Below are 23,618 nucleotides of genomic sequence, written 5' to 3'. Positions count from 1 at the left end.
ATGAAACTTAAACTTCTTGCTGCGGTTATTGCAGCCACACTAGGGACGGCTGGTTGCAGTCAGCCCGAGCAATCGAAGGAACAAACCTCCGCTGGAGACAGCCAGACGGCGATGACTGATAACGCCAGTCAGGCCCCGGAGCTGGGCTCCTTTGGTGTCGATTTGTCGGCCCGGGATGAGTCGGTAGACCCAGGTGATGACTTCTTCATGTATGCCAGTGGCAACTGGTACGAAAACTTTGAGCTGCCAGCAGATAAAACCCGTTATGGGGCTTTTACCGCCCTGGCTGATCGCAGCGAAGAACAGGTCAAAACCATTATTGATGACATCATGCAAAAAGACGAGCTGAATGCCGAAGAGCAGCTGGTGCATGATTTCTATAAAGCCTACATGGACACCGAGACAGTCAATAACAAAGGCTTATCGCCTATCGCTGATACGCTGTCTACCATCGACAACATTGACAATCGTCAGGCCCTGGCAGAAGTGTTCGGTAATGCCTGGCTTACCGGTGCAGGCACGCCCATCTGGGCCGGCTTATGGTATAACCGCCTGGATCCGAATGAGTATCAGCTAAGTGTCGGCGTCGGTGGGCTGGGCCTGCCAGATCGCGACTATTATCTGAGCGATGACGAACGTTTCGTTAAGATCCGTAAAGCGTACCTGGCTCACATCGAAAATATGCTGACCCTGGCAGAAGAAGAGCAGCCGGCGCAGAAAGCCGAGACGATTCTTGAACTGGAAACCGCCATTGCACGCGTACAATGGCCCCGTGAGAAGCGTCGTGACCGCGACCTGACACTGAACCAAATCGAGCGTAACGAACTGGCAGATGCCTACCCGGGCTTTGACTGGGACACTTTCTTTGCACAAACTGGCCTGAAAGTGCCCGCCCTGAATATCAGCCAGCCTGAGCCGGTTCGTGACGTGATTAGTATCATTAATGACCGCGACCTGAGTGACTGGAAAGCCTACCTGACCTTCCATACGGTAAGCAATAACGCCACCTTGCTGGCAGAGAATGTCTATCAGGAACATTTTGACTTCTATGGCCGCACTCTGAATGGCCAGCAGGAGCCTCGCCCACGCTGGAAGCGTGCCATTAGCCAGATGTCAGGTACGGAGTCGTTGGGCTTTGCCATTGGCAAAATTTATGTGGACGAATACTTCCCGGAAAGCTCTAAACAAAAAATGTCAGAACTGGTTGAAAACCTGCGTACTGCCCTGGGCAAGCGTATAGACAACCTGGACTGGATGAGCGAAAAAACCAAAGAAAATGCCCGGGCGAAACTGGCAGCATTCCGCCCTAAAATTGGTTACCCCGACAAGTGGCAGGATTTCTCGGGCCTTGAGATTTCCGACGACCAGCTGGTGAAAAACGTGCGCAATCTGCGCAAGTTCTTCCAGGCGCAGGATGTCGAGCGCGAGCTTAAACCGACCGACCGTGAACGTTGGGGAATGACACCGCAGCGCGTGAACGCCTATTACAACAGTTCATTTAATGAAATTGTCTTCCCGGCGGCGATTCTGCAGCCTCCGTTCTTCGATCCGAATGCCGATCCCGCCGTGAACTATGGCGCAATTGGTGCCGTGATTGGTCATGAAATGGGCCACGGCTTTGATGATCAGGGTTCTAAATCGGATGCCCAGGGGATCCAGCGCAACTGGTGGACTGACGAAGACCGTGCAGCCTTTGAAGCTAAAGCTGACAAACTGGCGGCGCAGTACAATGAGTACGAACCTATTGAAGGCAACTTCGTGAATGGCCGCAACAGCCTGGGTGAGAACATTGGTGATGTTGGCGGGCTGGCCATGGCATATGAAGCCTACCAGTTAAGCCTGAATGGCAAGGAAGCGCCGGTTATCGATGGCCTGACAGGCGATCAACGCTTCTTCCTGGCCTGGGCTCAGGTGTGGAAAGAAAAACGTACCGAACAGAGTATGCTGAACCAGCTTCGTGCCGGCACCCATGCACCTGGTCGTTATCGCGCTCTGGCACCCCGTAACCATGATGCCTGGTACAAAGCGTTCGATGTACAGCCTGACGATGAGCTGTATCTGGCGCCGGAAGAGCGTGTACGTATCTGGTAATGATTGGTGCCGGCCATGAGGCCGGCGTCCATAAGTAAAAAAAAGACCAGCAAATGCTGGTCTTTTTTATTGCCGGTTACTCGCAAACTCAGGTCGCCGCTGTTACCGCGCCGGTTTGGGAGCCAGGTGTACCACCTTTAATTTCCTGTTCGGCATACTTAAACGCTTCCAGGCGGGTTTTAAATACCGGAATGTCTGGATGATGTTGATAGAAGTCTGCCAACACACCCTCTACTTCGGGATTAGTTCCGCACAATAGCAAGCGTCGGCCAGCCGCCGTGGCATCTGACGTGACCGTTTCAACGGCCATGGCTGCCGAGACATCCAGGTTGGGCACGCGGGTAAAGTCGAGAATAAGGAATTTACTCTTCGGCTTCACTTTTTCACGCACATGGTGACCTAAATCGGCTGCGGCCCCGAAGCTTAGCGGCCCACCAAAGCTGAATATTGATACATGCTCCTTAATACTCTTGTAATAGCTGTTTTCTTCCTCGCTACCAAAAGACTCAGGAATCTTGTTCAACTCCACCAGCTGTAGCTGCGCAATCTGACGTACATAAGCCAGAGACGCGAAGACCACACCTACTCCTACCGCCGTGATCAGGTCAACGAACACCGTCAGACCCAGCACCAGAAGCATTAATATAAAGTCCCAGCGAGGACCTTTGTGTGCGCGCTTCAGGTAGCTCCAGTCAATAATATCCAAACCTACTTTCACCAGGATACCCGCCAGTACCGCATGCGGAATTTTCGCCGCCAGCGGGCTCAGGCCCAATACCACGGCCAGCAGAACCAGCGCGTGAGTCATGCCCGACAGACGGTATAAACCACCGCTGCGGATATTGACCACGGTACGCATGGTTGCACCGGCACCGGCAATACCACCGATTAAACCCGCTACGGTATTACCAATCCCCTGACCAATGAGCTCACGGCTGCTGTCGTGGCGGGTACGGGTCATGTTATCGGCTACCAGCGAGGTCAACAGGCTGTCAATTGCCCCCAGGATGGCCAGAATAAATGCCGCTTCAATAATTAACAGCGCTTTGCTCTGGTCAAAAACAGGCATGTGCAGGCTAGGCAGGCCAGTAGGAATATCGCCCAGGATAGGTACGGGTAAAAACAGGCTCACCAGGGTGCCAATAATCAGTGCGGCGAGCGCGCCCGGCACATATTTGCCCAGCGACGGTGGCCACTTATAGGCAATGACCAGTGTCCCCAGCCCAAGCGCCAGTGTACTGAAGTTAATATCGGCCAGGGCCGTGGGGATGTAGCTCAGTGCCCCAATCGTTCCACCCGGAGGCTCATGCCCCAGTAGCCGGCCAATTTGCAGAATGATAATGATGGCACCAATGCCGGACATAAACCCGGAAATAACCGGATAGGGCACCAGCCGAATGTACTGGCCGACCCCCAGGAAGCCCAGCACTATCTGGAAGATACCCGCCAGCATGACGGCGGTAAAGATAAGCGCGACGTCGCCGGATAAGCTGGCAAACAAGCCTGCCAGTACCACCACCATTGGCCCGGTAGGCCCGGAGATTTGCGACGGGGTGCCACCGAAGAGGGCCGCGAAGAACCCTACTGCAATAGCACCGTACATACCGGCCATGGGACCAACGCCAGAGGCGACACCCAGAGCCAGTGCGAGCGGCAGCGCCACGATACCGGCGGTAATACCACCGGTTATATCGCCACGCAAGTTGCTTAATTCAAACTTCATGTATAACTCCGTTCAATGAGTGCGTTGCGACCCGCAATTATGCGTACGCTTCCTCAAGAGGTAGAAATGTACCGGAGTCATCCGAGTAGCACTGGATATCGCCTGACTCAATGTCATACACCCAGCCGTGCAACTGAATTTCGCCGGCAGCGATTTTTGCTGCCACAGCAGGATGGGTACGCAAGTGCTGAAGTTGTTGAACCACGTTTTCCTGGGTGATTTCATCCAGGTTGTCCAGCGACAGGCTGTCTTTTCCGTGGCGGGCTTTGACTGCCTCGTTAGCACCTCGGCAGTGGCACAGCCACTCTTTTACGTTTGGAAGTGCATCCAGCGCATCAGGGTTAATGGCACCTTTCATGGCGCCGCAGTCGCTGTGACCACACACTACAATATGGCTCACACCCAGTGCCGCCACACCAAATTCAATTGAGCCGATCATGCCACCGTCCTGTGCACCATGCGGTGGAACGACGTTACCGGCATTGCGGCATACAAACAGATCACCGGGGTCGGTCTGCGTGATCATAGCAGGATCGATGCGCGAATCCGCGCAGGTGACGAACAGCACTTCTGGACTCTGACCTTTTGCCAGCTTCTGAAAAATGTCCTTCTTTTCTGGGTAAACGTCCTGTTGGAACTTTTTAACACCTGAAATTACGTGCTTCATTTTTGCTCCCATTAGTATCGTATTGTTATGAAAATGAAAACGACGAGTGTCCCCTGATAGCTTTATAGAATAATATACCTTGTCGTGATAACCTTTACCTATCAGCATATTTTAAGATGTTTTACCCTGGGTTCTCTTATGCATTTCCAAGGCAAGATTCCGTCACTAAACCAGATCCGCTATTTCGTCACAGTGGCTAAGCAATTGAGTTACCGCCGGGCAGCCTCGGTGTTGGGGATCAGTCAGCCCACTCTGACCACACAAATCAACGCGCTGGAGAACGCCGTGGGCGTGCCTTTGTTTGAACGTTCGCGATCGGGAACCTTACTGTCGCCGCAGGGCAAAGCGTTGCTGGACGCCGCTGAGGATATTTTGCAGGCGGGTCAACGGTTTGCTGAAATCTCCCGGGGCTTGTCGGAAGGCGAAGGGGCGACGTTCCGGCTGGGGATCCCACCCACACTGGGTCCGTACCTGCTGCCCCACGTGCTGCCGGGTCTCCACGCCCAGCACCCTCACCTGAAATTTTATGTGCGGGAAGGCGCCCCTCATGCACTGCACGACGGCCTGCTCAGCGGTGAATATGACCTGATACTATCTCCGGTATTCGAGAAAAATTCGCAGGTGGTGGTCCAGCCCCTGTTTACCGAGCCACTGAAATTTGTAATCCCATCTGACCACCATCTAGCTGGCGTTCCAATGGTTTCACCAGACCAGTTACAAGGCGAAAAAGTACTGACGCTGGAAGATCGTCACCATTTTCATCATCAGGTTCAGGACGTGTGTATGCGTATAGGGGCAAGTTTGCAGCGCGATTACGAAGGCACCAGTCTGGATACTCTCAGACAGATGGTAGTAATGGGCATGGGCGTCGCATTTTTGCCCGGCTTGTATATTCACTCAGAATTACATAAACCGGACGCGCTGCATGTGTGTGAAATTGACGGCATGCCCATTGCCCGTCAGCACTCGCTGGCCTGGCGGAATACAGCGCCTGGGCGTCAGACCTTTCGCGCACTGGCGGCAGACATGCGGGAGATTATTCAGACCCGCTTATCCGACGCGGTCGCTGTCAGTGATGCACTGGGCGAATAATCAAAAAGGCGCCAGAGCGCCTTATTATGTGTGGTTGCTTTGCCTTACACCTTGAACTGATTCACCAGATCACGAAGTTCGGCCGACACCTGACTCAACTGAGTTGCCTCTGCAGCCAGTTCTTCCGCATGCTGGCTGGTACGGTCACCTGAGCCAGAGATGCGCACCAGTGACTGGTTAATCTCTTCTGCTGCCTGCGTTTGCTGCTCAGTTGCCTGGGCTATCTGGCTACTCTGCGCCTGAACGGTGCCAATAGCATTGCTGATTTGCTCAAGAGAGGTCACTACCCGCTCGGTTTTTTCTACTCCCCGTTGCGATTGCTGCTTTCCTTCCTGCATTACAGCGTCAGTGCGTTCTGCCATATTTTGCAGACGTTCTACCATCCGGCGGATATCGTCTGTGGAGTCCTGAGTGCGGCTGGCCAGTGAACGGACTTCGTCTGCTACCACGGCGAAACCACGCCCCTGTTCGCCAGCCCGGGCGGCCTCAATGGCTGCATTAAGGGCCAGCAGGTTGGTCTGCTCCGCTATGCTGTTAATCACATCGATAACGGCGCCAATATTGTCTGACTCTTTGCTCAGGCCACTTACCACATCGACGCCTTCGTTAATGGCGTTCGCCAGTGACTGTATCTCGTGCATGGCGTCTGTGGCCTGCTGGGTGCCGGTTGCCACCAGATTATCGGCATCATCAGCAGCCTGACTCGACTGCGCGGCATTGTTGGAAATTTCTACCACGGTGGCGGCCATTTCGGTAACGGCACTGGTCACACTGTCTACCTGATGGCGTTCCTGCTGAATTTCATGGCTGGAAGAGTGGGATACATCCCGCAGGTGCGCTGCGGCATCGGCTACCGCTTCGGTATGCGAGGCGGTCTGTCGCAACAGGTCACGGAGCGTATCGGTAAAACGGTTAAACTCTGCCGCCAGCGCACCTACCTCGTCATTGCTGGTAATTTCCAGCCGTTTGGTCAGATCGCCATCACCGCTGGCGATTTCCGCCATTGCGTCACGCATCTTGAGAATAGGCCGGGTAATGCGCGCACCCACGGTATAGGTGATCGCGGCAATAATCAGAATGATAACCAATGACAGGATTGCGGCCGAGGTAATCGCTTCGTTGATAGGATCGGTAATCAGCGATGCCGGGATAAGGATCCCCAGGCTCCAGTCCATGGTGGGTGAGTCCAGCTTGGCATGCTCGTACACCGCATAAAAGTCCTGGCCGCGCCAGGTAACCGGCACCATCCCCATCGACTGGCTTCTGATAGCGCCAGCCAGCGCCTCAAAACCAGCGGTGTCTGCAAAGGTGTCATCAAAACTGGCAATGGGAGAACTCAGTGACAGGTCTTTTTCCTGTTTAGGGAAATACACAATGCGTTGATTTTCGTCGAGCAGGAAGGCCGTGCCCTGATCCTGGAAACGAATGCCGTCAATCACGTCACCCACTGTGCTAATCAGAATATCGATTCCGCCCACGCCAAGCAGCGTATCGCCCTGGTAAACAGGCTGCTGAATGACTGCTGACACAGTACCGTCCTGAGAGTCAACAGCCGGCGGCGTAACGTATAACTCGCCGTTTTTTACCGCAGTATTAAACCATGGTCGCTGGGTGGCGAAGTAACCCTTGGCTGGGTCTCCGGCATCCGGGCCTTCTGCCTCAACCCCTACCCGGCCTTCTTCGTAAAAGTATTCACCGGTGCTGGCTGAGCCAAAGAATGCTGACTTAATATTGGGTTCGTCTTCACTGATACTACGAAACAACTGATACATGGTATCAGCTTGTGGCAGTGACCGTTTGGGCGCACCACGGGTTTGGTGCCGGGCAAAAAAGTCCTGCACATACGGACTGCTTAAGAAAGTGCTGGCGACCCCGCCGTAGTGGGAAAAGAAACTCTCCACCGCCTGGGATTCCAGCCTGACCAGGTTGGTCACTTCCTGTTTGATATTTTGTTCAGTCTTATCAGCGATAAAGTTAACTACAAAGACGGCGGTGATAAACAGCATCACGGCAATACTGCCGCCCACGATCAGCATAAATTTCTTCTGGAGAGACATCGATTTCATATAACCACTCATTGTTTGTCATTATTATTTGTTGGCAGCTTAGACATCCAGATATGTCCGTGCTCTTCTTTGTAACTATTGGTTATATCAGACCTGCACACAAATTACACTGTCATCGAACTGGTTGGTGATTTTCCCCGGCCCCACCCACGACAATTTCCTGCGAAAACATAGGTTAACTGTGTTTGTGCCACACCAGCATCAGGTTATTGGCGGGCATGGTGTGCAGCTGCGTAAGGGTAAGCGCTGGCGCCCACTGTTGTAACTCGTCGAGGTCGCGGTAACCACCGTAGCCGCGCGCGATGAGCGATGCATGAAACTCGCGGTTACTGGTGGAGTTGAACTCACCCTGCCGGGTAAACGGTCCATACTGGCAAAAGACCCCACCGGCGGGGAGCGCTGCACTCACCTGCTGCATTAACAGTTTTGCTTCGTGTTTTTGCATGATATGCGCAGTGTTCGCCGTAAAGATCCCGTCGAACTCGGCAGCGGGAATGACGTCCTGACCAATCGTCAGTGCCCGTGGCGGCAGACAGTTATCGGTACCCAGTTCCTGTTGCCAGGCACGGATCCCTTCGTGATAGGCTGGCTGATCACTGGTCTGCCATTGCACATGTGGCAACTGCGCAGCCATATACACTGCATGCTGCCCTGTGCCACTGCCCACTTCCAACACCCGGGTACATGTGGCAAACGCCTCCCTCAGGATCTCCAGAATTGGCCGCTTGTTATTTTCACAGGCCTGACTAAATGGCTTATCAGTCATGTAAATTGGGCCCCAGCCACCGCTCTGCTTCTTCTACCGACCAGTTTTTACGGGTCGCGTAATCGGTAAGCTGATCACGTTGAATTTTCGCTACGGCAAAGTACTTCGCTTGCGGATGCGCAAAATACCAGCCAGAAACTGACGCGCCGGGCCACATGGCATAGCTTTCGGTGAGCTTCATACCGGTATGCTCTTCCACCGACAGCAAATCCCAAATGGTTTGTTTTTCCGTGTGTTCAGGGCAGGCAGCGTAACCCGGTGCAGGACGGATCCCCTGATACTTCTCCCGGATCAGCGCATCGTTGTCCAGCGCTTCATCCGGGGCATAGCCCCAATAGTGCTTGCGTACCTGTTCATGTAAATATTCGGCAAACGCTTCGGCAAGACGGTCAGCCAACGCCTGCGCCATGATGGCGTTATAATCATCGCCGTTCGCTTTAAACTGTGCGGCCAACTCGTCCTCACCAATCCCACCGGTGACAGCAAACGCGCCCACATAGTCAGCAATGCCGGTTTCTTTGGATGCCACAAAGTCGGACAAACAGTAATTTGCGTATCCGGACTTCAGGGTCTGCTGCCGCAGGTGGTGGGCCGTGGCCCGCACCGCGTCGCGTTGTTCGTCATGAAAAATTTCAATATCATCACCCACCCGGTTGGCCGGAAATAGACCAATCACGCCTTTTGCTTCCAGCTGGTTACCGGCAATAATGTCATCAAGCATGGCATTAGCGTCGGCATACAGCTCGCGCGCCTGCTCCCCGACCACCTCATCATCAAGAATGCGGGGAAACTTACCGGCTAGTGACCAGGTAAGAAAGAACGGCGTCCAGTCGATATAGTCTCGCAACGTAGCAAGCGAGGCCGTAACCGGGGTGACGCCAGGCTGGTTAGGTGCTACCGGTAACGTCGTAAAGTCAGGCTTAAAGCCATTATCCCTGGCATCCTGCAGACTCACCGGACGGGAGCGTGGCTGTTTACGGGCGTGCTGATCACGCACTTTGTCGTAATCCTTTTTCAGCGCCTCGGCGAACTCCACCCGGGAGACTTTACCGAGCAATTTCTGACATACACCCACGGCGCGACTGGCATTAGGCACATACACCACCGGCGCATCATAATTCTGTTCTATTTTCACTGCAGTGTGCGCTTTAGACGTGGTGGCGCCACCTATCAGCAGCGGCAAGGAAAACTCCTGGCGTTGCATCTCTTTGGCGACGTGCACCATTTCATCCAGCGACGGCGTAATCAGACCGGACAGGCCAATCATGTCCACTTTTTCGTCTTTCGCGGTTTGCAAAATGGTGGCGCAGGGCACCATCACGCCAAGGTCGATCACCTCAAAGTTATTACATTGCAGTACCACGCCGACAATGTTTTTACCAATGTCATGCACGTCCCCTTTGACTGTGGCCAGCAGGATCTTACCGTTGCTCTGACTGTCTTCGGTTTTCTCCGCCTCTATATAGGGCTGCAGATGGGCCACGGCCTTTTTCATTACCCGCGCAGATTTAACCACCTGGGGAAGAAACATTTTGCCTTCACCAAACAAGTCTCCTACCACATTCATGCCGTCCATCAACGGCCCTTCGATGACGTGCAGGGGACGCTCGGCCGCTTGGCGGGCTTCTTCGGTATCATCAATGATGTAATCGGTGATCCCTTTTACCAGCGCATGCTCCAGTCGCTTATTCACTGGTTGTTCGCGCCAGCTTAAATCTTCTTTCGCTGCAGCTTTGCCGTCACCCTGAAACTGGGGAGCCAGTTCGAGCAAGCGCTCGGTGGCCTCGGCATGGCGATTAAGGATCACATCTTCTACCGCATTGCGTAACACCTCAGGAATTTCGTCGTAGACTTCCAGCTGACCGGCATTAACAATGGCCATATCCATGCCCGCGCGGATAGCGTGGTACAGGAAAACCGAGTGCATGGCCTCACGTACCGGGTTATTACCCCGAAACGAGAATGAAATATTAGACAGCCCACCGGACACATGCACATGGGGACAGGTACGGCGAATCTCCCGGGTGGCCTGAATAAAATCGACGGCATAATTGTCGTGATCTTCTATACCGGTAGCCACGGCAAAAATATTGGGGTCAAAAATGATGTCTTCCGGCGGGAAGCCTACCTGTTCTGTCAGTACCCGGTAGCTGCGCTGACAAATTTCCACTTTACGGGCCTGGGTATCCGCCTGACCGGATTCATCGAACGCCATAACCACGGCGGCAGCCCCGTAGCGCTTGATAAGCGTTGCCTGCTCAATAAACTGGGCTTCACCTTCTTTCAGACTGATGGAGTTTACGATGGCCTTGCCCTGTACACACTTCAGCCCGGCTTCGATGACTTCCCATTTTGACGAGTCAATCATGATAGGCACCCGGCTGATGTCGGGCTCTGAGGCAATTAAATTAAGAAAGGTTTGCATGGCCTGCACAGAATCGAGCATGGCCTCATCCATATTCACATCAATTATCTGCGCGCCGTTTTCCACCTGCTGGCGAGCCACATCCAGGGCTTTTTCATAGTCATCATTCAGGATCAGGCGTTTAAAAACCGCCGATCCGGTCACGTTGGTGCGTTCACCGATATTAATAAAACTAGAAAATTCTGCTGACATAATACTCTCTTAGTGAACGAAGGGTTCCAGACCCGACAGCCGCATTCTGGGTTCAAAGCTGGGCACCTGGCGGGGAGGCACGCCTTCTACTGCACTGGCGATTTCACGGATATGCTCCGGTGTGCTGCCACAACAGCCCCCGACAATATTGACCAGTCCGGCCCGGGCCCATTCGCCAATGTGCGTCGCCATTTCAGGCCCTTCCATATCATACTCGCCGAATTCATTGGGCAGGCCCGCATTGGGATGCGCCGAAACCAGACACTCTGCCACGGCGGCAACTTCGTCAACATACTGACGCAGCAAGTCGGGACCCAGTGCGCAGTTAAGGCCGAATGAAATGGGCGTAACATGCCTCATTGAATAATAAAACGCCTCTGCTGTCTGACCCGACAAGGTGCGTCCTGATGCATCCGTAATGGTGCCAGACACCATCACCGGTAAGCGCTGATTCAGTTCATCAAACACCGTCTCGACCGCGAACACCGCTGCCTTGGCATTCAACGTATCAAAAATTGTCTCCAGCATAATGAGGTCACTTCCGCCTTCAATAAGCGCACGACAAGATGCCGAATAAGCCTCAACCAGCGCGTCAAAGGTAACATTACGCTTGCCCGGATCGTTCACATCCGGAGAAATAGAGGCGGTGCGGTTGGTTGGCCCTAATACGCCGGCAACAAAGCGGGGCCTGTCCGGAGTGCTATACTCCCGGGCCGCTGACTTGGCCAGTCTGGCCGCCTCGCGGTTAATTTCATCAGACAAAGACGACATGTCGTAGTCAGCCATGGCAATACTGGTGGCGTTAAAGGTGTTGGTTTCAATAATGTCGGCACCAGCTGCCAGGTATTCGCAATGAATGTTGTGAATAAGATCGGGCTGAGTAAGTACCAGTAAGTCATTGTTACCCTGTACATCACAGTGCCAGTCGGCAAAGCGTGTGCCCCGGTAATCAGCTTCCTGCAGCTTGTGCTGTTGGATCATGGTGCCCATCGCCCCATCCAGCAATAAAATGCGTGACTGAGCGGCGCGGTATAAAGGATGTTCTGTTGTTGCTACCACGGGTTACCTCGTTGGCTGAGCCTTACTGGCCAGCTGTTCTAAATCGTAAGGAGTAGTCTGGTATACATAGTAGTTCAGCCAGTTTGTTACCAGCAGGCTACCATGTGAGCGCCACCTGACAAGCGGTGGCAGGCTGGGATCGTCGTTCGGATAATAATTCACTGGCACGGCGGGTTGCTGGCCGGCAGCTGTATCCCGTTGATATTCATCATGTAAGGTGAGCGCATCATACTCCGGATGACCGGTAACAAATACTCTGCGTTTGTCTTCAGAGGCGATAACATACGCCCCTGCTTCCGCCGACGCTGCCACCACCCGTAGTCCGGGCACCGATTCGTACACGTCACTGCGAATATGACCGTAGCGGGAATGGGGTGCATAGAACACCGGGTCAAAGCCCCGCAACAATTCATTGTTGGGATCCAGTACCTGATGCTCGTAGACCCCGGACAGTTTGTCTTCCCGAAGCTTTCGCTGCACACCGTGGAAATGATACATGGCGGCGTGCGCTGCCCAGCATAAGTACAGGGTTGATTGCACGTGGCGCTGCGCCCACTCAAGTATGGTGACCATGGTATCCCAGTACTTAACCTTGGTGTACTGCAAATGGGCCAGGGGGGCGCCGGTCACTATCAGACCATCATACTTCTTCTCCGCCACCTGTGAAAAGTCATGATAAAACGCATCCATATGCGACTGCGGGGTATTTTTAGGAGCCTGGTTATCAATGCGGATCAGGTCCACATTGATTTGCAGTGGGGTATTCGACAGCAACCTGAGGATCTGCACCTCGGTTTCTATTTTATTCGGCATCAGATTTAAAATGCCCACTTCCAGTGGACGAATATCCTGATGGGCTGCCCGGTCACTGTCCATCGTGAAGATATTCTCTCCCAGCAAAACATCCTGCGCCGGCAGTTGTTCAGGTATGCGAATGGGCATGGTGGAATTCCCCGTTAACAGATGATGTCTTCATTGTGGCGAAAGCAGTTTATTTGTCAACATCTTTACGTCTAGACGTCTAAATCAATTTGAGCACTTTGGAAGGAAATGATTTGGCCAGGTACTCGGGTCAGAAAGTAAGGAAAATATTTACCGGGGCTGGGGACGTTACAGAAAGGAAACCTGAACCCTGTTCAGGCATGTTTGGTGTGCATGCTTATAAGTAGTTCGGCTTCTGCAGGAGGGATGTCGCAAGCCTGCATAATTTCTTCCAGCGAGGCGCCCTGCCTGGCCATATCGGCGGCGCGCTGATATAACCGCATAGATGGGTCTTGAAGCTTCACATCCCGAAGCTGGTTTTCAAGTTGGGTGTGCTGTTCTTGCAAGCCCTGAATATGGCGAGTCACTACCACCGTGCGGGCCTGATCTTCGTGTTGCTGGTTTACCACCTGTTTTATATCAGTGGTAAGCTGACTTAACTCTGTCTGCTGCTGAGCAAGGGCCGCGCGCAGCTGTGCCAGTTGTCGGCGCTGGAGTAGCACCAGAATGAACAGCACCACAAACGGGACGATAACCAGCGCAGTGATAATTAAATTTTCAGTGGAAAACGCTAACATAGTATTACCCCATCCCTGTGGCGCTGGTGCAGTGTGTCATGATGACATTTTGCGGGCGTTTGCCTGATAGTAACGCCACGATAGTCCGGGCGTATTGGCTGATGAGAATTAGTCAGCTCCGGGTATTTCAGCATTCTGCCGACATTAACGCCAGTCAGCATGATTTCGTCTGGCAACAAGGGCAACCCGGCGCGCACGATAGGCTCCCCGGGCCGAATCAACTGTCTTAAATACTGCTAATTTCATCCCACTCTTCATCACTGAGTAACTTGTTCAGGTCGACCAGAATCAGTAGTTCGCCATCCCGGTTGCTTACGCCCTGAATAAACTTAGCACTTTCTTCCGTACCTACGTTGGGTGCGCTGTCAATATCGGAAGACTTCAGATAAACCACTTCCGCCACGCTGTCTACCAGAATCCCCACTACCTGCTCGTCAGACTCTATGATTACGATGCGGGTGTTGTCAGTGATATCGGTAGGCGGCAGACCGAAACGGGCACGGGTATCAATAACCGTGACCACGTTACCGCGTAAATTGATGATACCCAGAACATAATCGGGTGCGCCTGGTACCGGAGCAATCTCGGTGTGACGAAGCACTTCCTGTACCTGCATAACATTAATGCCATAGGTTTCATCACCCAGGCGATAGGTTACCCACTGGAGGACTTCATCGTTTTTGTCTGCGGCATTATTGTTTGATCTTTCGTCATTCATGAACCTGGCTCCCTCGCTAAGGCGTCTGGTCGTTACTGCCTAAGCCGTTGTTAAGCATTGATATTAACTGATGTACGTCGACTAACGCACACATTTTTTCTTTTACCATGCCAGCCAGCCAGGGACGCTTACCCTGGGCCGCCCGCCATTGCACTTCTGTTTTTGTAAGTGTGACAGTATTGACCAGTTTATCGCTGGCTAGCCCCCATGCGCTGTCACCCAGCATAATAAGATATTGATAGTTTAGCGTCTGCGCTAATTTTTCGTCATATTTTTCGGGCATGACCCACTGCGCCGTATCGACAACATTTAGCTTTTCGTCACGGTGCAGCATAACCCCTTTAAACCACTTCGGTTTTCCAAACAGCGGGCCAATTTTTTCCAGCCGGTGAATGCCGCCAAGCGTGGTCAGCGGTACCGCCAGTGTCAGCCCGGCCACTTCGAAAAACAGCGCCTGAAACTGCTCATCAAGGCTATCACGTAACGCTAGCTGGCTGGCTGTCGGTGCCTGCGCTGCGGTATTATCCGATGCCTCATCCGCAACCGGGGGAGGCTGAACGTTAGCGGCAGGCTCAGTAACTGATTCAGGTTCCACCGATTCGGCCACGGCTGGTTCTTCATCGGCAACGACATCGGGAATACTCGTCACTGCGGCCTGTTCAAGCAACTTTGCGGTGCGCGCGACCACGTCTGCGGGATCCTCTGGCGCCCGCAGCAGATCATTGAGGTAGTCCTCCATCACATCTTCCCGCGCAAACGGCGTGCCCTTGCTCATCGGCTTACTACTGCTCCAATTCTTTAAGTAACTGATCGTAGGCAATCACGCCCCGGGTACGTGGAAAAACCACCGACGCAGGTACTTGCGCCTGACTGGCGTCCCGCAGCCGGGTGTCCACAGGAATCATTCCCTGCCATACTTTGTCGCCATAATCGGTCATCAGACGTCGCTGTGCTTCATTGGCGGCATTGGTTCGCCGGTCGAACATGGTGGGGATAATAATAGTATCGAAGGACTTGTGCAGCGAACGGCTCATAATTTCCAACGTGTGGATCATTCTGTCCAATCCCTTCAGTGCCAGATATTCGGTCTGTGTCGGCACAATGACTTTGTCACAGGCGGCTAGCGCGTTGACCATTAATACACCCAGCACCGGCGGACAGTCCAGCAGCACGTAATCAAACTCATCGGCTACTTTTGACAGCGCTTTTTTTAATACCAGCCCCATCCCCTGCTGACTGCCCATTTGTCTGTCCAGTGTGGCCAGTGCCATGGTGGCGGGCAGCACAAATAAACTGTCCTGCTTAGTGGGACATAAACAATCCAACACTGTATCGGCAGTGACTGGTTCGTTATTAATGAAAATATCATACACAGACGTGGACAGTTCTTCCGAATCGATGCCGAAATAATAGCTCAGCGAGGCATGGGGGTCGGTATCTACCAGTAACACCCGGTTGCCTTGCTGTGCCAGCAATCCACCAAGCGTGACGGTGGTAGTGGTTTTACCCACGCCCCCTTTCTGGTTTGCAATCGTCCAGATTTTCACTGCACTGCTGCCTGTCGTACCTGGATGTGCATATCCGTGCTACTCCATTTCCGATTGTATACACTGCCCCATCGAGTCAATGCCGATGCTTTTTTCTGAAATATTTGCCGCAGTGACTGCCTGGGGCATGCCATACACCACACAGGACTCCTGGTCCTGTGCCCATATGGTGGCACCACGATCTTTCAGTAGCCGGCTACCTTCGCGACCATCCGCGCCCATACCGGTGAGAATAATTCCCAGTACATCTCCGCCAAATACTTTAGCCAATGAGCCAAACGTGATGTCGACACTGGGCTTGTAACTGATTTTATCTGCGGCCCGCGTTTCTGTAATCTGCAGACGGTGTTCACGACCTTGCGTTTCTACCAGCATTTGCATACCGCCCGGCGCAAGATATGCGTGGCCGGGTTTAAGAATATCCCCGGACTCGGCTTCTTTTACTGAAATGGCACAATGGTTATCAAGCCGCTGCGCAAAGGCTTTGGTAAAGGTGCCTGGCATGTGCTGCACCAGCAGTATCGGGTGAGGAAAGTCAGGGGGCAGCGTACTTAATACCTTTTGCAGGGCCACGGGCCCGCCGGTGGACGCGCCAATGGCCAGACACTGATAACGCTTACCCGAGCGGGTAACCGAGCTGACAGTGGGCTGCATCACAGCATCTGAACGCCCGGTTAACGCACTGGATGAACGGAAAAACTTAGGTTTGGGCGCATTCGAGGGCAAGGTTGGGGAAACGCGGCCCTGTGACATAGCCGGACGGCGTATTCCCACCCCACGGCGTGCCAGTAAACGCACCTTGGTGCGTAATAAGCTAGCCGCTTCCTTTCTGTCCTGCGCAATGTCCTCGAACTTCTTAGGTAAAAAATCGAGTGCACCCGCTTCCAGCGCATCAAGGGTGGCCTGGGCGCCGTGGTGGGTCAGCGAGGAAAACATTAAGATTGGCAGTGGCCGTTTGTCCATGATGGCTTTGACGGCGGAAATACCGTCCATTACCGGCATTTCCACATCCATGGTAACCACATCAGGTGACAGGCTGGCAATTTTTTCCAACGCATCCTGGCCATCCCGGGCCTCGCCTACTACTTCTAATTCGCGATCAGCATCCAGAATCTCACGTACTCGTCGACGATAAAACGTAGAGTCGTCAACAACCAGGACTTTAAAGGCCATGGATTAAGGTTTCCTATTTCGTTAAGGCTACTTCAATGCTTTGCGAGCATACCGCTTTAACAGACTGGGAATATCAAGGATCAATGCAATGCCGCCGTCGGACGTAATCGTTGCCCCAGCCATACCAGGCGTTCCCTGTAACAGGGCATCGAGAGGCTTTATCACCACTTCTTCCTGGCCAATCAGAGCGTCGACTACGAAGCCCACTTGCTGGGTACCAATTTGTACCACTACGACATGCCCTTTCTCGCGGTCGATATTCTTCGGTCCACGGATCAGCCATTCGCCCAGGAAAAACAACGGAATTGCTTTGGAGCGTACGATCATTGTCAACTGGCCATCAACCGTATTGGTTTTCTTAATGTCCATGTTGATGATTTCGCTCACTGCCCCTAACGGTAAGGCAAACGTTTGCTTGCCAACAATAATCATCAGCGTGGGCAAAATAGCCAGTGTCAGAGGCACTTTGATATCTAAGCGGGTTCCTTTGCCTAGTTGCGAATCGATGTTCACAGTACCGTTAAGCTGATTAATTTTGGTTTTCACGACGTCCATGCCCACACCCCGACCGGAAATATCACTGATTTCCGTCTTGGTGGAGAAGCCCGGCGCGAATATCAGGTTGAACGCTTCCACGTCTGACATGCGGGCTGCCGCATCGGCATCCAACACGCCACGGCTAATGGCAATGTCTTTGAGCTTTTCCGGGTCCATCCCTTTACCATCATCTTCAATGGTAAGCAGAATGTGATCGCCTTCCTGTGACGCAGACAACTTGACCGTGCCCATGCGCGGTTTGCCCGCGGCCTGGCGGTCATCCGGCATTTCAATGCCATGATCCACCGAGTTGCGAACCAGATGCACCAATGGATCGGCCAATGCCTCTACCAGATTTTTATCCAGATCGGTGTCTTCACCTTCCAGTTCAAGGGTAATTTCTTTTTTCAGCGAACGCGCTAAGTCCCGTACCACCCGGGGGAATCGGCCGAATACCTTTTTAATTGGCTGCATACGGGTTTTCATCACCGCACCCTGCAAATCCCCAGTCACTACGTCCAGGTTGGCAATGGCTTTGGTCATGCTTTCGTCGTTGGTACTGATGCCCAGACTCAGCAGGCGATTACGCACCAATACCAGCTCGCCAACCATATTCATAATCTGGTCCAGGCGTTTGGTATCTACCCGCACGGTGGTCTCCGCCGCAGGCGGGGCCGGGCTCGCTTTTTTGTCGTCTTTTTTCGGTGCCGGTGCCACTGCTGCGGGTTTGCCTGCTGGCTTAGCCGGCTCTGCAGGCGGGGCAACTGACTGCTGTTTGGCCTTCGCTTCGTTAATGGCATCGGTTGCCTGCGAGTCTACTTTAACCCGTGGCTTTTCCGGTTCCCGTGGCGCGGTGGCCGCAGCAGGCTCTTTCTTAGAAGGCCCCTGTCCGCTGCCATGTAGCTGATCGAGTAAGGCTTCAAACTCGTCATCGGTTATCTCGTCATCACTGCTTCCAGTGCTCTGGGCAGATGGAGTCGGCTTACTGGCAGGCGCAACCGGTGCAGCAGCGACAGTATCTTCCCCAAACTGGCCTTTGCCGTGTAATTCATCCAGCAAAGCTTCAAATTCGTCATCGGTAATATCGTCTGAGTCAGACGCAGCGGCTTGCTCAGGCGCGACATTCATAGACTCTGACTTTGCAGCAGCGGTTTCAGGTTTCGCCGGGCGGCCCGGTGCACCGCCGCCGTGAAGTTCGTCTAACAGCGCTTCGAATTCATCTTCAGAAATATCTTCTATGCCGCCGTCGCCCGAGGTTTTATGCATGGCGCCGACTTCTGCAGGTGCGGGCGTTTCCTCAATGGCAAATTCCTGCTCTTCGGCAGATGGGGCTGATGTTTGATGGCCGGTGGTGGTGGCCGGACCGAAAATGTTTTCGTCCGGGGTTTCTGGTTTACTGAGCTTATGCAGTACATCCACCAGTGTGGCATCGGCCGCTTCCAGAGGTTCCCGGGCCTTCACCTTTTCGAACATGTCTACTACCACATCCGTGGCTTGTAGAATCACATCCATTAGCTCAGGTGTGAGGGTGCGCTGGCCATTGCGCATGACATCAAAGACGTTTTCGGCACCGTGGCATATCTCTACCAGTTCGGTGAGCGACAGAAAACCTGCGCCCCCTTTGACCGTGTGATAGCCCCGAAAAATCGCATTGAGTAAATCTGCGTCCTCAGGGTTGTTTTCCAGATCAACGAGTTGTTCTTGTAATTGTTCCAGGATCTCGCCAGCCTCAACCAGAAAGTCCTGTAATATATCCTCGTCTACATCAAACGACATGCGTCGGCTCCCTTAAAAACCCAGGCTAGACAGGAGATCATCAACATCATCCTGGCCCTGAACTACGTCATCACGTTGTTCGGCATCGATTATTGGTCCTTCTGCACCAATCTTATCGGTTTCTTTTTCAGATTGTTTAGCACTAACTTTTGCTTCTGGCTCGCCGAACATGGTTAACATGTTAACCAGGCTGTCTTCCACTTCTTTCACCAGCTCGATAACCCGGCGGATTACCTGCCCGGTTAAGTCCTGATAACCCTGGGCCATAAGAACTTCGGTAAGCAGTCCGGTAAGTTTGGCGGACTCGTCAGAGGCGTCTTCCAGTAACCGATCCAGATCAGTGCACAGCGCTTTAAACTCACCCAGCTCGATTTCCCGGCTCATGAGCTTTTTCCATTCAGGCATGATCTTGTCGATACGCTCGGCCAGGTTCTCAGCAATGGGCATACTGGCTTCAACCGCGTCCATAGTGGTATTGGCGGCCTTTTCCGTTTCTTCCATCACATAGGTCAGTCTTGACTGTGCATCCGGAATGTCTTCATTAGCCAGTCCGGCAATGCGCTCATCCAGTTGGAAGTTGTTGAGAGAATCGTGGAGTTGGCGGGTAAGTTTGCCCACCTCGGCGAAAAGCTCAATAGACTCTTTCATCGAAACAGCTTCCAGAATAGCATTCGCCGATTCGTTGTCTCCTGCCTCCAGACAGGCAACTAGCTGTTTGGCCTCGTCCAGTGTAATAGGGACATTAACATTCGTTGACATCCAGTAACCTCATTTAGCTGGGGAGCGTCTGGATCAACCTAAACGTTCGAAGATTTTGTCGAGTTTTTCTTTCAGAGTGGCTGCAGTAAAGGGTTTCACCACGTAACCGTTAACACCGGCTTGCGCCGCGGCAACGATCTGCTCTTTTTTGGCTTCCGCAGTTACCATCAGCACCGGTAAGTGCTTGAGTTTGTCATCACCGCGGATCGCACGTAACAGGTCGATACCCTGCATTCCCGGCATGTTCCAGTCGGTCACTACAAAATCAAAATCGCCTTGCTGCAGCATAGGCAATGCGGTGTTTCCGTCGTCCGCTTCCTGGATGTTGGAGAACCCCAAATCTTTAAGCAGGTTTTTTATGATTCGTCTCATGGTAGAAAAGTCATCAACCACGAGAATTTTCATATTTTTGTCCAAAATGGCCTCCAGTGAGGGTGTATTCGTTATAGTGTGTTGTTATTCGTCAGCTCGCCACGACTTCATTCGTGATTTGAGTTTTAACATGGCCTGGCTGTGTATCTGGCTGACTCTGGACTCACTGACGTCAAGCACTTCCCCGATTTCTCGCAGGTTCAGTTCTTCGTCGTAGTACAGAGACAATACTATCGCTTCGCGCTCGGGCAGTGTAGTAATAGCATGAGCAAGTGCTTTTTGGAAAGCGCCTTGCATCAAATCTTCCAACGGTGTGTCATTGCCCCGGTTTTGTTCGGTGGCAATCACGTCTTCGGAAACGCCCAAGTCTTCAATACCCACAATTTTACCAGCACTGACTTCATTCAGCATCTGATGGTAATCCTGCAGGCTTACATTCATTTTTGCCGCTACGTCCACATCCCGGGCATCACGGCCAGTTTCACCTTCCACCTGGGAAATGGCTTCGGTAATAGCTCGCCCGTTTTTGTGTACCGAACGAGGTGTCCAGTCGCCCTTGCGAATTTCATCGAGCATGGCACCGCGGATGCGGATCCCCGCAAAGGTTTCGAAACTGGCGCCTTTCGTGCCATCAAAGTTACGTGCCGCTTCCAGCAACCCGATCATACCGGACTGGATAAGGTCGTCCACAATAACACTCGCCGGTAATCGGGCCATCAAGTGGTGGGCGATACGTTTTACCAGCGGTGCGTGTCTTTCGACGAGTTGTGACTTGTCCGTTTGCTGTTGATAAGCAGCGGCCTTACTATTCAACGTTGATTTCCCGCAACTTTGTCAGAGATTAATTGTTCGATGAAAAATTCCAGATGTCCACCGGGCTGATTGGGTATGGGCCATGAGATGGCTTTAGTGGCCAGCTGAGTAATGGCCATCGCCGCCGGTGAAGAGGGAAACGCATCGACAATCGCGGTCTGCTTACGTACAGCGCGACGGATATTTTCGTCGAAGGGTACGGTAGCCACTAATTCCAGTGCCACATCGAGGAACCGGCCGGTGACTTTAGACAGCTTACTGAACAGCTCCTGCCCTTCCCGGACATCGCGGACCATATTAGCAATAATTTTAAATCTGAATACCCCGTGTTCGCGGTTCAGGATTTTAATCAGTGCGTAAGCATCCGTGAGGGAGGTAGGTTCGTCGCAGACTACCACCATGATGTCCTGCGAGGCTTTTGAAAAGCTCAACACCATGTCTGATATGCCGGCAGCGGTATCGACTATTAATACGTCTATCTGCGAGCGCAGCTCACTGAACGCGCGGATAAGCCCGGCATGCTCAGTAGGCGATAACTCTGTCATTGACTGAGTGCCAGAGGATGCCGGTGCTATTTTAATGCCATGGGGGCCGGTGACCAACACCTCGTCTAAGGTGCATTCCCCCGACAGGACGTGGGAGAGGTTTTTCTCTACCCGCAGACCCAGCATCACGTCCACATTGGCAAGACCAAGGTCGGCATCCAGCACCATGACGCGCTTACCCTGCTTGGCCATGGCTATGGCCGTGTTCAGGGTAATGTTTGTTTTCCCGACACCACCTTTACCTCCGGTAACGGCAATGACTTTGATTAATCGTGACTGATTCATCTTCCGTAAGCTACTCGCTTGATCTTCGATCATACTGCTCGTGCTGCATTAACTTCTTGATTGCCACTAGTATGATTCAATCCGTACTTTTTATAAAGCTTTGCAGCAGCCGATACCAGAGATTTCGCTTCAGCTACCTTAATATCTTCAGGAACCTGTTGTCCGTCAGTGACATAACTCACCGGCAACTGGTACTCAACTGCCGCACTGATGACCTCTCCGAGGCTGTAACATTCATCCAGCTTGGTGAAGATGCAGCCATCCAGATTAACTTCACTGTAAGCGCTGATAATACGCTGTAAGGCGGGGTATTGGGTATTCGCCTGTGCCACCAGGTATTTACGCACTGGTTGCATCTGGCCATTATCAAACTGACTCAGCTGCTTAATTAACCGGCTGTCACGCTGACTGAAACCTGCCGTGTCGATGAGGATGAGTCGCTTGTGGCGCAACTGGAACAGATTATCGGCCAGTTCTTCGCTGCTCTGTGCCTTTCGGACAGTACAGCCAATGATTTTGCCATAAGTAGCCAGTTGCTCAAACGCGGCAATCCGGTAGGTATCAATAGTGATCAGGCCGACCTGGTCGGCGCCGTATTTTTGCGCATAACGGGCAGCCAGTTTTGCCACAGTCGTGGTTTTGCCTGTACCGGTGGGGCCTACCAGAGCCACTACTCCGGATTGAGTGAGAATATCGTTGCCGCTGACATTAATACGGTTAGCCAGCAGGTTCAGGGAATATAGCCACGCATCCCGTTCGTTGCTCTGCGCCGGGGTGTAATGAATAAGTTGCTGCGCCAGCCCCTGACTGATCCCCATTTCAACGAGTCGCTGAGTGAGGTAATGGTGTACCGGGCGTTGGCGGCGTTGCTGGTTTTCCATCAGATCGGCCACCTGAAACTGCAGGACATTACGCAACGATGCCAGCTCTTCTTTAATGCTTTGTAACTCATCGCTGTTAGCGGGGTTGGACGCATTGTTAACCTGAGGTGCTTCCGGCAGGACATCGGCAAACATATCGGCAAAGTCTGATGCGCCCTGGGCCTGGCTGACAGGAGCGGAAGGAGTCTGCGCCGGACGTCCAGGAGCGGGTGGCGGCGTGGGTGCGGCCTGCACGTTTTCCTGCGCCTGCACCTTTGCCTGCTGTTGCTTTTCCAGCAGTGCCCGTAACGAGTCAGGACCGTCGTCACCAATGATTTCGCTTAGACTGGGGGTGCCTTTGCGCGGCTGTTTAGCTGCCTGGCCGCTCGTGTTGCCGGCTGCCGGCTGCCTGTTCAGCGATAACTTGGCGTCGGGCTCTTTATCATAGGCTGCCACCAGCTCGATGCCATCAGCAACCTTGCGGTTGGACATAATTACGGCTTCGCTGCCCAGTTCGGCTTTAACCTGATTCAGCGCTTCGCGCATGTCTTTGCCAAAAAAACGTCTGATTTTCATTCCCAACCTCACTACGC

20 protein-coding genes are annotated in these 23,618 nt (G+C 53.0%); 2 read left to right on the top strand and 18 right to left on the bottom strand.

What is annotated here, in order from left to right:
* Window positions 1-2,091 (top strand): M13 family metallopeptidase, encoded by a 2,091-nt coding sequence (locus OCL06_RS10610; RefSeq protein WP_262994331.1) that lies wholly within the window; start codon window positions 1-3, stop codon window positions 2,089-2,091.
* 88 nt (window positions 2,092-2,179) lie between these two features.
* Here OCL06_RS10610 and OCL06_RS10605 read toward each other — a convergent pair whose 3' ends face one another.
* Both OCL06_RS10605 and OCL06_RS10600 read right to left on the bottom strand, forming a co-directional pair.
* Complete coding sequence (locus OCL06_RS10605) at window positions 2,180-3,814, bottom strand: SulP family inorganic anion transporter (protein WP_262994329.1); 1,635 nt, start codon at window positions 3,812-3,814, stop codon at window positions 2,180-2,182.
* A gap of 37 nt (window positions 3,815-3,851) precedes the next feature.
* Window positions 3,852-4,481, bottom strand: a complete 630-nt coding sequence (locus tag OCL06_RS10600) for a carbonic anhydrase (protein WP_262994326.1) — start codon at window positions 4,479-4,481, stop codon at window positions 3,852-3,854.
* A gap of 138 nt (window positions 4,482-4,619) precedes the next feature.
* On the opposite strand from OCL06_RS10600, the gene OCL06_RS10595 reads away from it, so the two are divergent.
* The gene (locus OCL06_RS10595; protein WP_262994323.1) at window positions 4,620-5,573 is read left to right on the top strand and encodes a hydrogen peroxide-inducible genes activator; all 954 of its coding nucleotides are present in this window, start codon (window positions 4,620-4,622) and stop codon (window positions 5,571-5,573) included.
* 44 nt (window positions 5,574-5,617) lie between these two features.
* Here the strand turns inward: OCL06_RS10595 and OCL06_RS10590 are convergent, their stop codons facing one another.
* The 16 genes from OCL06_RS10590 to flhF form a co-directional block, all read right to left on the bottom strand.
* A complete protein-coding gene (locus OCL06_RS10590) occupies window positions 5,618-7,639 on the bottom strand; it encodes a methyl-accepting chemotaxis protein (RefSeq protein ID WP_262994321.1) in 2,022 nt (673 codons plus the stop codon).
* A gap of 175 nt (window positions 7,640-7,814) precedes the next feature.
* Window positions 7,815-8,405 (bottom strand): DUF938 domain-containing protein, encoded by a 591-nt coding sequence (locus tag OCL06_RS10585; RefSeq protein WP_262994319.1) that lies wholly within the window; start codon window positions 8,403-8,405, stop codon window positions 7,815-7,817.
* On the bottom strand, window positions 8,398-11,022 hold the full coding sequence (gene metH, locus OCL06_RS10580) for a methionine synthase (protein WP_262994317.1): 2,625 nt from the start codon (window positions 11,020-11,022) through the stop codon (window positions 8,398-8,400). Before metH ends, OCL06_RS10585 begins: the two co-directional genes overlap by 8 nt.
* Window positions 11,023-11,031: 9 nt before the next feature.
* Window positions 11,032-12,081, bottom strand: coding sequence for a homocysteine S-methyltransferase family protein (locus tag OCL06_RS10575; protein WP_262994315.1), 1,050 nt, complete (start codon window positions 12,079-12,081; stop codon window positions 11,032-11,034).
* 3 nt (window positions 12,082-12,084) lie between these two features.
* On the bottom strand, window positions 12,085-13,023 hold the full coding sequence (metA, locus tag OCL06_RS10570) for a homoserine O-acetyltransferase MetA (RefSeq protein WP_262994313.1): 939 nt from the start codon (window positions 13,021-13,023) through the stop codon (window positions 12,085-12,087).
* 194 nt (window positions 13,024-13,217) lie between these two features.
* A complete protein-coding gene (locus OCL06_RS10565; protein ID WP_262994310.1) occupies window positions 13,218-13,640 on the bottom strand; it encodes a DUF2802 domain-containing protein in 423 nt (140 codons plus the stop codon).
* 226 nt (window positions 13,641-13,866) lie between these two features.
* Window positions 13,867-14,358, bottom strand: coding sequence for a chemotaxis protein CheW (locus tag OCL06_RS10560; RefSeq protein ID WP_262994308.1), 492 nt, complete (start codon window positions 14,356-14,358; stop codon window positions 13,867-13,869).
* 16 nt (window positions 14,359-14,374) lie between these two features.
* Window positions 14,375-15,133, bottom strand: coding sequence for a chemotaxis protein CheW (locus OCL06_RS10555; protein WP_262994306.1), 759 nt, complete (start codon window positions 15,131-15,133; stop codon window positions 14,375-14,377).
* A 7-nt stretch (window positions 15,134-15,140) separates the two neighbouring features.
* On the bottom strand, window positions 15,141-15,905 hold the full coding sequence (locus OCL06_RS10550; protein WP_262994303.1) for a ParA family protein: 765 nt from the start codon (window positions 15,903-15,905) through the stop codon (window positions 15,141-15,143).
* Between the two features lie 39 nt (window positions 15,906-15,944).
* On the bottom strand, window positions 15,945-17,078 hold the full coding sequence (locus tag OCL06_RS10545; protein ID WP_262994301.1) for a protein-glutamate methylesterase/protein-glutamine glutaminase: 1,134 nt from the start codon (window positions 17,076-17,078) through the stop codon (window positions 15,945-15,947).
* A gap of 27 nt (window positions 17,079-17,105) precedes the next feature.
* Window positions 17,106-19,391, bottom strand: a complete 2,286-nt coding sequence (locus tag OCL06_RS10540) for a chemotaxis protein CheA (protein WP_262994299.1) — start codon at window positions 19,389-19,391, stop codon at window positions 17,106-17,108.
* A gap of 12 nt (window positions 19,392-19,403) precedes the next feature.
* The gene (locus OCL06_RS10535; RefSeq protein WP_262994297.1) at window positions 19,404-20,150 is read right to left on the bottom strand and encodes a protein phosphatase CheZ; all 747 of its coding nucleotides are present in this window, start codon (window positions 20,148-20,150) and stop codon (window positions 19,404-19,406) included.
* Between the two features lie 33 nt (window positions 20,151-20,183).
* Window positions 20,184-20,567, bottom strand: coding sequence for a chemotaxis response regulator CheY (cheY, locus tag OCL06_RS10530; protein ID WP_262994295.1), 384 nt, complete (start codon window positions 20,565-20,567; stop codon window positions 20,184-20,186).
* 39 nt (window positions 20,568-20,606) lie between these two features.
* Complete coding sequence (locus tag OCL06_RS10525) at window positions 20,607-21,335, bottom strand: RNA polymerase sigma factor FliA (protein ID WP_262994293.1); 729 nt, start codon at window positions 21,333-21,335, stop codon at window positions 20,607-20,609.
* On the bottom strand, window positions 21,332-22,198 hold the full coding sequence (locus OCL06_RS10520) for a MinD/ParA family protein (protein ID WP_262994290.1): 867 nt from the start codon (window positions 22,196-22,198) through the stop codon (window positions 21,332-21,334). The genes OCL06_RS10525 and OCL06_RS10520 overlap by 4 nt, the downstream gene beginning before the upstream one ends.
* Window positions 22,195-23,601 carry a flagellar biosynthesis GTPase FlhF gene (gene flhF / locus OCL06_RS10515; protein WP_262994288.1) on the bottom strand — a complete coding sequence of 469 codons (1,407 nt, stop codon included), beginning with the start codon at window positions 23,599-23,601 and terminating at the stop codon, window positions 22,195-22,197. Before flhF ends, OCL06_RS10520 begins: the two co-directional genes overlap by 4 nt.
* Between the last annotated feature and the right edge of the window lie 17 nt (window positions 23,602-23,618).

The sequence above is a fragment of the Alteromonas salexigens genome, assembly GCF_025628895.1.
GTDB classification, from domain to species: Bacteria; Pseudomonadota; Gammaproteobacteria; order Enterobacterales; family Alteromonadaceae; genus Alteromonas; species Alteromonas salexigens.
Note: the sequence above shows the minus strand (reverse complement) of the source record. Positions and strands in the feature narration are given on the sequence as shown.

Coding starts and splice junctions, on each gene's coding strand:
- OCL06_RS10610 (WP_262994331.1), top strand. CDS start 1: ATGAAACTTAAACTTCTTGCTGCGGTTATTGCAGCCACACTAGGGACG.
- OCL06_RS10605 (WP_262994329.1), bottom strand. CDS start 3,814: ATGAAGTTTGAATTAAGCAACTTGCGTGGCGATATAACCGGTGGTATT.
- OCL06_RS10600 (WP_262994326.1), bottom strand. CDS start 4,481: ATGAAGCACGTAATTTCAGGTGTTAAAAAGTTCCAACAGGACGTTTAC.
- OCL06_RS10595 (WP_262994323.1), top strand. CDS start 4,620: ATGCATTTCCAAGGCAAGATTCCGTCACTAAACCAGATCCGCTATTTC.
- OCL06_RS10590 (WP_262994321.1), bottom strand. CDS start 7,639: ATGAAATCGATGTCTCTCCAGAAGAAATTTATGCTGATCGTGGGCGGC.
- OCL06_RS10585 (WP_262994319.1), bottom strand. CDS start 8,405: ATGACTGATAAGCCATTTAGTCAGGCCTGTGAAAATAACAAGCGGCCA.
- metH (WP_262994317.1), bottom strand. CDS start 11,022: ATGTCAGCAGAATTTTCTAGTTTTATTAATATCGGTGAACGCACCAAC.
- metA (WP_262994313.1), bottom strand. CDS start 13,023: ATGCCCATTCGCATACCTGAACAACTGCCGGCGCAGGATGTTTTGCTG.
- OCL06_RS10565 (WP_262994310.1), bottom strand. CDS start 13,640: ATGTTAGCGTTTTCCACTGAAAATTTAATTATCACTGCGCTGGTTATC.
- OCL06_RS10560 (WP_262994308.1), bottom strand. CDS start 14,358: ATGAATGACGAAAGATCAAACAATAATGCCGCAGACAAAAACGATGAA.
- OCL06_RS10555 (WP_262994306.1), bottom strand. CDS start 15,133: ATGAGCAAGGGCACGCCGTTTGCGCGGGAAGATGTGATGGAGGACTAC.
- OCL06_RS10545 (WP_262994301.1), bottom strand. CDS start 17,078: ATGGCCTTTAAAGTCCTGGTTGTTGACGACTCTACGTTTTATCGTCGA.
- OCL06_RS10540 (WP_262994299.1), bottom strand. CDS start 19,391: ATGTCGTTTGATGTAGACGAGGATATATTACAGGACTTTCTGGTTGAG.
- OCL06_RS10535 (WP_262994297.1), bottom strand. CDS start 20,150: ATGTCAACGAATGTTAATGTCCCTATTACACTGGACGAGGCCAAACAG.
- OCL06_RS10520 (WP_262994290.1), bottom strand. CDS start 22,198: ATGATCGAAGATCAAGCGAGTAGCTTACGGAAGATGAATCAGTCACGA.
- flhF (WP_262994288.1), bottom strand. CDS start 23,601: ATGAAAATCAGACGTTTTTTTGGCAAAGACATGCGCGAAGCGCTGAAT.